General features: G+C 67.2%; 11 protein-coding genes. 10 read left to right on the plus strand and 1 reads right to left on the minus strand.

Translation table 11 applies throughout. The features are described 5' to 3' along the window. Window positions 1–14 precede the first annotated feature (14 nt). From mrdA to lipA, 9 genes are all read left to right on the plus strand, one after another. Window positions 15–1,904 carry a penicillin-binding protein 2 gene (gene mrdA, locus FGS76_RS11950; RefSeq protein ID WP_138772873.1) on the plus strand — a complete coding sequence of 630 codons (1,890 nt, stop codon included), beginning with the start codon at window positions 15–17 and terminating at the stop codon, window positions 1,902–1,904. After that, window positions 1,901–3,046, plus strand: a complete 1,146-nt coding sequence (gene rodA / locus FGS76_RS11955; RefSeq protein ID WP_138772874.1) for a rod shape-determining protein RodA — start codon at window positions 1,901–1,903, stop codon at window positions 3,044–3,046. The genes mrdA and rodA overlap by 4 nt, the downstream gene beginning before the upstream one ends. A gap of 23 nt (window positions 3,047–3,069) precedes the next feature. Continuing rightward, the gene (gene mltB / locus FGS76_RS11960) at window positions 3,070–4,119 is read left to right on the plus strand and encodes a lytic murein transglycosylase B (RefSeq protein ID WP_240692521.1); all 1,050 of its coding nucleotides are present in this window, start codon (window positions 3,070–3,072) and stop codon (window positions 4,117–4,119) included. Continuing rightward, window positions 4,119–5,039 (plus strand): septal ring lytic transglycosylase RlpA family protein, encoded by a 921-nt coding sequence (locus FGS76_RS11965; RefSeq protein ID WP_138772934.1) that lies wholly within the window; start codon window positions 4,119–4,121, stop codon window positions 5,037–5,039. The genes mltB and FGS76_RS11965 overlap by 1 nt, the downstream gene beginning before the upstream one ends. Before the next feature lie 40 nt (window positions 5,040–5,079). Beyond that, complete coding sequence (locus FGS76_RS11970; RefSeq protein ID WP_138772935.1) at window positions 5,080–6,249, plus strand: D-alanyl-D-alanine carboxypeptidase family protein; 1,170 nt, start codon at window positions 5,080–5,082, stop codon at window positions 6,247–6,249. A gap of 10 nt (window positions 6,250–6,259) precedes the next feature. Further along, window positions 6,260–7,132 carry a D-amino acid aminotransferase gene (locus FGS76_RS11975; protein ID WP_138772875.1) on the plus strand — a complete coding sequence of 291 codons (873 nt, stop codon included), beginning with the start codon at window positions 6,260–6,262 and terminating at the stop codon, window positions 7,130–7,132. Window positions 7,133–7,157: 25 nt separating this feature from the next. Next, window positions 7,158–7,427, plus strand: coding sequence for a YbeD family protein (locus tag FGS76_RS11980; protein ID WP_138772876.1), 270 nt, complete (start codon window positions 7,158–7,160; stop codon window positions 7,425–7,427). Then, window positions 7,427–8,083, plus strand: a complete 657-nt coding sequence (gene lipB, locus FGS76_RS11985; RefSeq protein ID WP_138772877.1) for a lipoyl(octanoyl) transferase LipB — start codon at window positions 7,427–7,429, stop codon at window positions 8,081–8,083. The genes FGS76_RS11980 and lipB overlap by 1 nt, the downstream gene beginning before the upstream one ends. Before the next feature lie 136 nt (window positions 8,084–8,219). After that, window positions 8,220–9,224, plus strand: a complete 1,005-nt coding sequence (gene lipA, locus FGS76_RS11990) for a lipoyl synthase (protein WP_138772878.1) — start codon at window positions 8,220–8,222, stop codon at window positions 9,222–9,224. A gap of 169 nt (window positions 9,225–9,393) precedes the next feature. Here the strand turns inward: lipA and FGS76_RS11995 are convergent, their stop codons facing one another. Beyond that, window positions 9,394–9,756, minus strand: a complete 363-nt coding sequence (locus FGS76_RS11995) for a DUF6164 family protein (RefSeq protein ID WP_138772879.1) — start codon at window positions 9,754–9,756, stop codon at window positions 9,394–9,396. A 409-nt stretch (window positions 9,757–10,165) separates the two neighbouring features. Between FGS76_RS11995 and dacB the strand changes: the two genes are divergently transcribed. Then, the gene (gene dacB / locus FGS76_RS12000; protein WP_240692522.1) at window positions 10,166–11,695 is read left to right on the plus strand and encodes a D-alanyl-D-alanine carboxypeptidase/D-alanyl-D-alanine endopeptidase; all 1,530 of its coding nucleotides are present in this window, start codon (window positions 10,166–10,168) and stop codon (window positions 11,693–11,695) included. Window positions 11,696–12,253 lie beyond the last annotated feature (558 nt).

Below are 12,253 nucleotides of genomic sequence, written 5' to 3' on the forward strand. Positions count from 1 at the left end.
AACAACGGGGCCGAATGCGCCGACCACTGACCCTCAAGGACCATCATCACGAGCAGCGGATCTTCAGCTTCCGCCTGCTGGTGGCCGCCTTTCTGGTGGTCGCCCTGTCGCTGGTGCTGGTGGGGCGCATGGCCTGGCTGCAGATCTCCCAGCACAGCCGCTATACCACCCTGAGCGACGAAAACCGGGTGCAGACCCAGGCGGTGCCGCCGCCCCGGGGGCTGATCACCGACCGCAACGGCGAGATCCTGGCCGCCAACCGGCCGGACTTCGCGGTGGAGCTGATCATCGAGCAGGTGCCGGACCTGGAAGCCACCCTGACCCGCATCGGTGAGCTGGTGGCACTGGCGCCGGACGACCTGGAGCGCTTCCACCGGCGCCTGGCCAGCCCGCGCCGGCCCTGGGACCCGATTCCCCTGCGCGGCCGCCTCAGCGAAGAGGAAATCGCCCGCCTTACCGTCAACCAGCACCGCCTGCCCGGCGTGCGGGTGGCGGCCAACCTGGTGCGCCATTATCCCCACGGCAAGCTGTTCTCCCACGTGCTCGGCTATGTGAACCGGCTCAACGTGGAGGACCTGGACGCCATGACCCTCACCGAGCAGTCCAACTATGCCGGCACCCATTACTACGGGCGCACCGGCATCGAGCGCTATTACGAGCAGCGCCTGCACGGCAAGGTCGGCTACCGCCAGGTGGAGACCAATGCCCGGGGCCGGATTCTGCGGGTGCTGGAGGAGCAGCCGCCGGAACCCGGCCAGAACCTGCGCCTGACCCTGGATATGAAGGTGCAGCAGGCCGCCTACGACGCCCTCGGTGACCGCCGTGGCGCGGTGGTGGCCATCGACCCCCGGGACGGCAGCGTGCTGGCCTTTGTCAGCCGCCCGGGGTTCGAGCCCAATCTGTTCGTCAACGGCATCTCCCACCAGGATTACGCCCGCTACCGGGAAGACCACGACAACCCGCTGTTCAACCGGGCCCTGCAGGGCCGCTACCCGCCGGGCTCCACGGTGAAGCCGTTTATCGGCCTGGCCGGCCTGGATGCCGGGGTCACCGACTGGCAGCGCACCATTTTTGATCCGGGCTACTACCAGCTGGAGGACAACCCGCACCGCTACCGGGACTGGAAGCGCTGGGGGCACGGCTGGGTGGACATGACCAAGGCGGTGGTGGAGTCCTGCGACACCTACTTCTACGACCTGGGCTTCAAGCTGGGCATCGCCCGCATGCACGACTTCCTGTCCGACTTCTCCCTGGGCCAGCCCACCGGCATCGACCTGCTCAATGAGTCCGCCGGCCTGCTGCCCTCCAAGGAATGGAAGCGCGCCGCCCGGGGCAAGCCCTGGTTCCACGGCGACACCATCAACGCCAGCATCGGCCAGGGGTTCGTGCTGACCACGCCGTTGCAACTGGCCACCGCCACCGCCATCCTCGCCCACCATGGCAAGCAGGTGACGCCGACCCTGGCCGCCGACGAACTGCGGCCGCCGCCCCGGCCGGATATCGTGCTCAACAATGAGCGCGACTGGTCGCGCATGGAGCACGCCATGGAAGAGGTGGTGCACGGCGACCACGGCACCGCCCGGGTGATGGCCAAGGGCGCCCCCTACCGGATGGGCGCCAAGAGCGGCACCTCCCAGGTGTTCTCGGTGGGCCAGGAGGAAACCTACAACGAGGACGAGCTGGCCGAGCGCCTGCTCGACCATGCCCTGCTGATCAGCTTCGCGCCGGTGGATCACCCGGCCATCGCCGTGGCGGTGCTGGTGGAAAACGGCCGCCACGGCGGCTCCACCGCCGGCCCGGTGGCGCGCCAGGTGATGGACGCCTGGCTGCTCAATGATCAAGGGGAACTGGACGTGCCGGCGCCGCTGCCACGCGTCCCCACGCCGGGAGGAACGGTGCCATGAGCGTACGCGAATATCTTCGGCAGATGCCCGGCCAGGGCGGCGCCATCCTCGGCAACGGCCTGAGCGCGCGCCTGCACCTGGATGCGCCGCTGCTGGCGGCGTTGATGCTGCTGGCCCTGGGCGGCCTGACGGTGCTGTACAGCGCCGGCGGCGGCAGCCTGGACCTGGTGGCCCGCCAGGCGGTGCGCTTCGGCGCCGGCGCCGCCCTGATGGTGGTGGTGGCGCAGATACCGCCGCGCAGCTACCGGTTCTGGGCGCCGCTGATCTACGCCATCGGCGTGGTGATGCTGATCCTGGTGGTGGTGATCGGCTTCGAGGCCAAGGGCGCCGCCCGCTGGCTGCACATCCCCGGCATCGGCCGTTTCCAGCCGGCGGAGATCATGAAGCTGGCGGTGCCGGCCATGGTCGCCTGGTTCTTCAGCGAGCGGAACCTGCCACCCCGGCTGCTGGACGTGCTGATCGCCCTGGCGCTGATTTTCCTGCCGGTGGTGCTGATCGCGGTGCAGCCGGACCTGGGGACCTCGATTCTGATCGCCGCCGCCGGCCTGGTGGTGCTGTTCGTGGCCGGCCTGTCCTGGCGTCTGATCGGCCTGGCGGTGGTGGTGTTGCTGGTGGCCGCGCCGTTGATGTATTTCTTCGTGCTGCATGACTACCAGCGCAGCCGGGTGGACACCTTCCTGAACCCGGAGGCGGACCCGCGCGGCGCCGGCTGGAACATTATCCAGTCGAAAACCGCCATCGGCTCCGGCGGCGTCACCGGCAAGGGCTGGCTGGACGGCACCCAGTCGCACCTGGATTTTCTGCCGGAATCCTCCACCGACTTCATTCTCGCCGTGCTCGGCGAGGAGTTCGGGCTGGCCGGCTTCGTGCTGCTGATGATCGTCTATCTGGTGATCGTCGGGCGCGGTTTCTTTATCAGCTGGCAGGCCCAGGAGACATTCTCGCGCCTGCTCGCCGCGTCACTGACGATGACGTTTTTTATTTATATTTTTGTGAACGTCGGCATGGTGTCCGGACTCTTACCGGTGGTGGGGGTACCCTTGCCGCTGGTCAGCTATGGCGGCACATCCATCGTCACCCTGATGGCCAGTTTCGGCATGCTCATGTCCATGCATACCCATCGCCGACTGATGAGTTACTGACAAGGACTTCCAAGGAGAACCACGTGAAAAAAACCGGGCTGTTGTTCGCCGCCTGTGCCGTCCTGGCCGGTCCCGCTCCCGCTTGGGCCGAAACCTCCAATTACGCCGAGCACCCGGAGGCCAAGGAGGTCCTCAAGGCGGTGCGCGAAAGCGGTCTCGATGAGGACCGGGTACGCGCGCTGCTGGCCGACGCCAAGCGCAAGGACAGCATTCTCGAAGCCATTGCCCGGCCGGCGGAACGGACCCTGACCTGGGCGAAGTACAGCCGCATCTTCCTGCAGGAGGACCGGGTGCGCCAGGGCGTGGCGTTCGCGGCGGAGCACGCCGAGGCCCTGGACCGGGCCGAGCGTGAGTACCAGATTCCCCGGGAGATCATCCTGGCGATTATCGGCGTGGAAACCCGCTACGGCCGCCACAAGGGCAACTACCGGGTGCTCGACGCCCTCACCACCCTGGGTTTCGACTACCCGCCCCGGGGCGCCTTCTTCCGCAAGCAGCTGGTGGCCCTGTTCAAGATGGAGCGCGACGCGCACATCGACGCCGGCACCATCACCGGCTCCTACGCCGGCGCCATGGGCTTCCCGCAGTTTATCCCCACCAGCTATGAAGCCTACGCGGTGGACTTCGACGGCGACGGCGTGATCGACCTGGTGAACAGCCCGGAGGACGCCATCGGCAGCGTGGCCAACTACTTCAAACAGCACCGCTGGCAGCCCGGTCTGCCGGTGGCCGCCCGCGCCCGGGTGGACGGCGACGGCTACGTGAAAATGGCCGAGGCCGGCTACAAGCCGTCCTTCACCCTGGACCAGGCCCGGAAAAACGGCGTAGTGGCACTCTCCTGCGGCGATGATACGCTGACTAGCCAATACTGCTTCGACCTGTCGGAGAACGGCCTGCCCGGCACCCAGCCGGTGGCGGTGCTCGACCTGACCGGCGAGGACGGCCACGAATTCTGGCTGGCCACCGACAATTTCTATGTGATCACCCGCTACAACCACAGCGAACTTTATGCCATGGCCGTGTTGCAGCTTTCCCATCGTATCGCCGACGCCCTGAAGGACGCCCAACCGTGATGCGACCGTTACTGATCCTGGCCGTCAGCCTGGCGCTGGGCGCCTGTGCCACCGCGCCGGGCCCGGGCACCGGCGCGCCGCCGGCGTCCGCCCAGCCGGACCGGTCGGCCTCCGGCGCCCCCGGCTCCGACCGCTACAAGCACAGCGTGGACGCCGGCCCGGACCAGCGCCGCGATGTCAGCAGCCAGCCGGAGCCGGTGCCCAAGGTGGAACCGCGCAGCGCCTACGGCAACCCGGACACCTACACGGTGTGGGGCAAGACCTACCAGGTGCTGCCCACCGCCGAGGGTTACCACGAGGAGGGCCTGGCGTCCTGGTACGGGCGCAAGTTCCATGGCTACCGCACCTCCAGCGGCGAAGCCTTCGACATGTACCGGTTCACCGCCGCCCACCGCACCCTGCCGCTGCCCACCTATGCCCGGGTCACCAACCTGGACAACGGCAAGAGCCTGGTGGTGCGCGTCAATGACCGGGGCCCGTTCCACTCCGACCGCATCATCGATCTGTCCTGGGCCGCCGCCGTGCGCCTGGGCATCGAACAGAACGGCACCGGCCGGGTGCGGGTGGAGGCGCTGACCGCCAGCAAGGACCCCACCCCCAACAAAAGCGACGGCCGCGTGCCCACCGCGGTGCGCGCCGCCGTGGACAGCCCGCCGCCGGCGGACGACCGGACCACCGCGAACAGCGCCAACGGCGACCTCTATCTGCAGGCCGGCGCCTTCCAGGCCCTGGACGGCGCCCGCGCCCTGGAGAAACGGCTGCGCGAGCAACTGCGTCTGCCGGTCAGCGTGCGCCAGCCCGGCGCCGGCAAACTGTACCGGGTATGGCTGGGCCCGTTCGCCAGCAACGAGGACCGCGACCGCGCCCGTCACTCCGTGACCGCGGCCGGCTTCGGCAAGCCGATCCCCGTGAAACCCTGATCCGTCCGGAAGCGAAAAACACTCAAAGGCCCCGATGATGATGCAAACCCGTTCTTCCCGTTATTCCGCGTTCTGGCTGCTGCTGTGCACCATGCTGGCCGCCGCGCCGCTGCTGGCGCGGGCCGAAACCATGATTCCCCGGCCGCCCCAGGTGGAAGCGCGCAGCTATCTGCTGCTGGACGCCAAGAGTGGTCAGGTGCTGGTCGAGCACGACGCCAACAAGGAACTGCCGCCGGCCAGTCTTACCAAGATGATGACCGCCTACCTGGTGGAGAAGGAGATCCAGGCCGGCAATATCCACGAGCAGGACATGGTGCCGATCAGCGTCAAGGCCTGGCGCATGGGCGGCTCGCGGATGTTCGTCAAGGAAGGCACCCAGGTGCCGCTGATCGAACTGCTCAAGGGCGTGATCGTGCAATCCGGTAACGACGCCAGCGTGGCCCTGGCGGAGTACGTGGCCGGCTCCGAGGACGCCTTCGCCGACCTGATGAACAACCAGGCCCGCCAACTGGGCATGGAGCACACCCATTTCGTCAACGCCACCGGCTGGCCGGCGGAGAACCACTACACCACCGCCCACGACCTGGCCTGGCTGGCCCGCGCCATCATCCGCGACTACCCGGAACACTACGACATCTACGCGGAGAAGGAATTTACCTACAACGGCATCACCCAGCCCAACCGCAACCTGCTGCTGTGGCGGGACGAATCCGTGGACGGCCTGAAAACCGGCCACACCGAGGAAGCCGGCTATTGCCTGGTGTCCTCCGCCAAGCAGGGCGGCATGCGTCTGATTTCGGTGGTCATGGGCACCGATTCCGAGACCGCCCGGGCGCGGGAATCCCAGAAGCTGCTCAGCTACGGCTTCCGCTTCTATGAAACCTACGAGGGCTACGGCGCCGGCGACGTGCTGGACACCCCGAAGGTGTGGCTGGGCCAGGCCGATCAGGTCCGTCTGGGCCTGGAAGAGCCGCTGGCGCTGACCATTCCCAAGGGCAGCCGCGACCAGCTCAAGGCGGAAATGTCGATCCAGCCGGAACTGCGCGCGCCGATCCAGAAAGGCCAGCAATACGGCACCCTGACCGTGCGGCTCGGCGACGAGCAGCTGGTGCAGCGCCCGCTGGTGGCCCTGGAGTCGGTGGACCAGGCCGGTTTCTTCGCCCGCATCTGGGACCATATCGTGCTGTTCTTCAAGGGTCTGTTCAGCTAGCAGGGGCGCCATGGGCACGGTTTACCTGAACGGAGACTTCGTCGACGCCGACCAGGCACGGATCTCGCCGATGGATCGCGGGTTTCTGCTGGGCGACGGGGTCTATGAGGTGATCCCGGTGTTCAACGGCGTACCGTTCCGGCTCGACGAACACCTGCAACGGCTGGCCCGCTCGCTGCGCGAAGTGCGCCTGAACGACCCCCATGACGGCGCCGGCTGGCGCCGTCTGTGCCAGGAACTGGTGGCCCGCAACGGCGGCGGCCACCTGTCCCTGTACCTGCAGATCACCCGGGGCGTGGGCGCCACCCGCGACCACGGCTTTCCCGAGCCGCCGGTGGCGCCCACCGTGTTCATGACCACCTCGCCGCTGCCGGTGCCGGTGCCGGCGGCGGACCAGCCGGCGCGCACCGCCGGCGTGGCCGCCATTACCCTGGACGATATCCGCTGGGGCCGCTGCGACATCAAGTCGGTGTCGTTGCTGGCCAATCTGCTGCTGCGCCAGCAGGCGCTGGACGCCGGCGCCGCCGAGGCGATCCTGATCCGCCAGGGCCAGGTCACCGAGGGCGCCGCCAGCAATGTGTTCCTGGTCCGCGACGGCGCCATCCATACGCCGCCGCTCAGCCACCATCTGCTGGGCGGCATCACCCGTGACCTGGTGATCGAACTGTGCCAGGAGCACGGTCTGCCGGTGCGGGAGCGTCCCCTGCAAGCCGCCGAACTGGCCGACGCCGATGAAATCTGGCTGTCCAGCTCCACCCGCGATGTGCTGCCGGTGACCCGGCTGGACGGGCAGCCGGTGGGCGACGGCAGCCCCGGCGACACTTGGAAAACCCTGGCGAATCACTATATAGGGTTCAAACGTCATTTGTGCGGCCTGAACTAGCCGCCGCCACCCCGAGGACACCGCCATGGCCATCCGCGAAGAACTGTGGGATTTCCCGCACGTCATGCAATTGAAAGTGATGGGCGCCGCCGACGCGCCGCTGGAAGAAGTGGTGGTGACGGTGCTGGAAACCCATCTCGGCGACTTCGACCGCTCACTGAACCTGAGCAGCAAGCCCAGCACCAAGGGCACCTTCGTGTCGATCACCGCCAATATCACCGTGCACAACAAGGAGCAGGTGGAAAGCATCTACCGCGACCTGGACGCCAGCCCCCACGTCAAGATCACCCTGTGATGGACGTTCTGGTCCGCCGCCTGCCAAGCGTCGATTACCCGCCCTGCTGGGAGGCCATGCGCGCCTTCACCGGGCAGCGCGACGCCAGCACCGTGGACGAATTCTGGGTGCTGGAGCACCCGCCGGTGTACACCCTGGGCCAGGCCGGCAAACCCGAGCATGTGCTGGCCCCCGGTGACATTCCGGTGGTGCGCAGCGACCGGGGCGGCCAGGTCACCTACCACGGCCCGGGCCAGACCGTGGTCTATCTGATGGTGGACGTGCAGCGCCTGGGCATCGGCGCCCGCGCCGTGGTCACCGCCCTGGAGGACAGCGTGGTGGACTACCTGCGCCAGCGGGGCCTGGACGCGGTCAGCCGGCCGGACGCCCCCGGCGTATACGTGAACGGCGCCAAGATCGCCTCGCTGGGGCTGCGTATCCGCCGCAGCGGCAGCTACCACGGGCTGGCCCTGAACCGGCTGGACGACCCGGCGCCCTGGCGGCGCATCAACCCCTGCGGCTATGCCGGCCAGCCGATGACCAGCCTGGCCGCCGAGGGCCTGGACCCGGACCGGGCCACCGTGGAGCAGGATCTGGTAACGATTCTGGCGGGCCGGCTGGGCCTTACCCCCCGGACAGCGCCTCCGCCGGACTGGTACAATTCTCTGCCAGGCTGACGGAAATCCTCCATGATTCCCGCCAGCCCTGCCGGCCAAGGGCCGGCGAACGGCACATCCCTGTGCCGCCGGGGCCTGCGCCCCGAATGACGAAACAGGCGCCCAAAAGGCACCCAACCGCGAGAGAGACATCTCCATGAGCGAAGCCCAGGCCAAACGCCCGGCGAAAGCGAAGGTTCAAGTCGGCGACAAGCTGCGCGGCGCCGATAAGGTCCGCACTATCCCGCTGATCAATGAAAGCGCCCCGGTGCGCGAGCGCAAACCCGACTGGATTCGCGTGCGGGTCCCCGCCAACGGCGAGATCCAGCGCATCAAATCAATGCTGCGCCGGCAGAAGCTGCACACCGTGTGCGAGGAAGCGGCCTGCCCCAACCTGCCGGAATGCTTCGGCGGCGGCACCGCCACCTTCATGATCATGGGCGACATCTGCACCCGCCGCTGCTCGTTCTGCGACGTGGGCTTTGGCCGCCCCAACGGCCTGGACCCGAACGAACCGCTGCATCTGGCGGAATCGGTGGCCGACCTGGGCCTCAAATACGTGGTGATCACCTCCGTGGACCGGGACGACCTGCCCGACGGCGGCGCCCGCCACTTCGCCGACTGCATCGAGGCGGTCCACGAAAAAAGCCCGGGCACCAAGATCGAGATTCTGACCCCGGACTTCCGGCCCTGCCTGGAAGACGCCCTGGATATTCTCCAGGCCACCCCGCCGGACGTGTTCAACCACAACATCGAGACCGTGCCGCACCTGTACAAGAAAGCCCGCCCCGGCGCCCGCTACGAGCACTCCCTGAAGCTGCTCCAGCAGTTTGGCCAGCGGGTGCCGCAGGTGCCCACCAAATCCGGCATCATGGTCGGCCTGGGTGAAACCAACGATCAGGTGCTGGAAACCCTGCGCGACCTGCGCGACCACGACGTGGACATGATCACCATCGGCCAGTACCTGCAGCCCAGCAAATTCCACGCGCCGGTGGAGCGCTACGTGCACCCGGACGAATTCAGAATGTTCGCCGACGAAGGCCGCAAGATGGGCTTCACCTCGGTGGCCTCCGGCCCCATGGTGCGCAGCTCCTACCACGCGGACCTGCAGCACAAGGGCATCGACGTGGGCGACCCGGATAACCTGGGCCACCAGGCCTGATCGCGGCTAAAGCCGCTCCTACGGGAGGGGCATGCGGCGGTGGGGATCGCGGCTAAAGCCGCTCCTACAATGGCGTATCGGCCCCTGTAGGAGCGGCTTCAGCCGCGATCCCCGCCAGCGTATCGGCACCCGGCAGGAGCGGCCGGGCGGCGTACCGCTTCAGCCCCGATCAACCAAAGGTCAAAAACGGCACCACCGCCAGCAGCAACACCGCCACCGTGGCCACCAGAAACGCCAGGGTACGCAGCGGATGGCGGCGCAGATTGCGCGTCACCGTGGTCACTTCCCCCTCCCGATGGGCCTGCTCGAAGGCCGCCCGTTCCTGCTGATACCGGCGTTGCTGATACTCCGCCAGCAGCGGCCGCGCCCGCTCCCGGTCCTCATCGTGGCGCAGCCACAACCCCCCGGCGGAGACGCCCCAGACACTGGGCGGCGTCAGGAAGTACTCGATGCCGTGCTCATCCAGCAAGGCACACACCTGGTCCCGTTCCTGGTCCGGCACCCGACGCAGATTGATCAGCAAGATGGACATGAAAACTCGGCCCTGGCGGCATGGCGGGCCACTATATCACGACGCAGAATTTACAATTCCAGTACCCGCGGCCTCCTGACCGGCTGCCGCTTTTCCTCTACGCTATTAGCACGCCAGGGCCTGTTCACCCTACTTCCATTACGCCTGTTGTGGCTAAAAACCCACCCATCAAGGCACGAGGAGAGAAGTTTGGTGGCGCCAAATGAACGACGAGTAACGCGGAGGGGTGGGTTTTTAGCCACAACCCGAAGGGCTGGCGCCCTTTTGGCCTCCAGCGTCGTTGTCGGTCGCTTATTTGGAATGACCAAACCGCGCTCCCTCCGCCTAGCTGGAGACCAAAATGACATCCAGCAGGCGTAATGGAAGTAGGGTGAACAGGCCCTAACCTAAACAGAAGAGCATGCAGTATATGGGGCTTGTCGCGCGATTTCCGGTGCCGTTGATGTTGTTGCTGGTGATGATGGTCACCGTGCCGGTGGCCGGGCCGGCGGAAGAACGGCCGGCCACCGCGTCCAGCCCGGACTGGCCGCTGGCGATCCAATCCCGGCTCAAGGAACTGGAACTGCCGGACGACGCCCTGGCGCTGGCGGCGGTGCCCCTGGACGGCCCCGGCCAGTCCCGCTTCGTCAATGCGGACCGGGTGATGAACCCGGGCTCCACCATGAAGCTGCTGACCACCTACGCGGCCCTGGAACTGCTCGGCCCCACCTTCAAATGGCACACCCGGGTGTACACCAACGGCGAGCTGAACGGTGATGTGCTGGACGGCGATCTGATCTTCGTCGGCGCCGGCGACCCCAAACTCACCGAGGAACGGCTGTGGAAACTGCTGCGCGACCTGCGCGCCTACGGCATCCGTCAGGTGAACGGCGACCTGGTGCTCGACGACAGCTATTTCAAACTGCCCAAGGGCGGGCTGCCGCACTTCGATGACGACGGCGACAACCCCAACGCCCCCTTTCTGGTGCAGCCCCACGCCCTGCTCACCAACCTGAACCTGTTTCATATCCAGATGATGGGCCGCGCCGACCGGGTGCAGGCCTGGGTGGAGCCGGTCACCGACGGCCTCACCCTGGACAACCAGCTGACCCTGTCCAAAAGCCGCTACTGCCCCTCCGGGCGCAGCCTCAAGATCACCCATGGCGTGGATGAGCGGGGCGACCGGGTGGTTACCCTCAAGGGCGCCATCCCGGAGGGCTGCCGGGCCGACCGTTACCTGTCGCTGCTGGACCAGGGCGACTACACCGCCGCCCTGCTGCGCGGCCTGTGGCGGCAACTGGGCGGCGAAATCCATGGCGCCACCCGCTTCGACCGGCTGCCCCGGGGCGTGGACCTGCTGGCCACCACCTCATCCCCGGATCTGGTCACCATGGTCCGCGACATCAACAAGTGGAGCAGCAACGTGATGGCCCGGCAGCTGTTCCTGACCATCGGCGCCGAGCACCGGCTGGCCGGTGACAGCGACGACCTGGCCGCCGCCCAGCGGGCGGTGCGCGAATGGATGGCGCTGAAAGGCATGAACCCGGATCAGGTGGTGCTGGACAACGGCGCCGGCCTGTCCCGGCAGGCGCGCATCAGCCCCATGGAACAGATCAAAATGCTGCAGCAGGCCTGGCGCAGCCCGTTCGCCGCCGAACTGATTGCCTCCCTGCCGCTGGTGGCCATGGACGGCACCATGCACAACCGGCTGCGCGACACCGGCCTGCGCGGCGAAGGCCATATCAAAACCGGCTCGCTCACCGACGTGCGGGCGGTGGCCGGCTTTACCCGCGACCGCGACAACACCACCTGGGCGGTGTCCGCCATCGTCAACACCCCGGCGGCCTGGAAAAGCCAGGCGGTGCTCGACGAAGTGCTGGAAGCGGTGCACGGCCTGCCGGCGGAAAGCGCCACCGCGGTATCCCGCCGCGACGCCGAAGCGCCAACGCCGGGCGGTTAAACCCGCCGCCCTTCCCGGAACCCGGACGCAACCGCGATGGGGGCTGCACCCGCCCCTGATCGCGACTGAAGTCGCTCCTACAAATTCCACCCCGCTGCCCTGGTGGAGGTGTAGGAGCGGCTTCAGCCGCGATGCGGACGGCACCCACCTTTGATCGCGACTGAAGTCGCTCCTACCAATTCCACCCCGCTGCCCTGATGGAGGTGTAGGAGCGGCTTCAGCCGCGATGGGAGCGGCACCCACCCTTGATCGCGACTGAAGTCGCTCCTACAGGTTCCACCCCGGTGCCCTGGTGGAGGGGTAGGAGCGGCTTCAGCCGCGATGGGGGCGGCACCCACCTTTGATCGCGACTGAAGTCGCTCCTACGGATTCCGGCACGGTGCCCTGATGGAGGTGTAGGAGCGGCTTTAGCCGCGATGGGGATGCCACCCACCTTTGATCGCGACTGAAGTCGCTCCTACAACTTCCACCCCGGTGCGCTGGTGGAGGTGTAGGAGCGGCTTTAGCCGCGATGGGGACGGCAACCGCCTTTGATCGCGACTGAAGTCGCTCCTACAG

It is taken from the genome of Alloalcanivorax gelatiniphagus (genome assembly GCF_005938655.1).
Lineage (GTDB): Bacteria > Pseudomonadota > Gammaproteobacteria > Pseudomonadales > Alcanivoracaceae > Alloalcanivorax > Alloalcanivorax gelatiniphagus.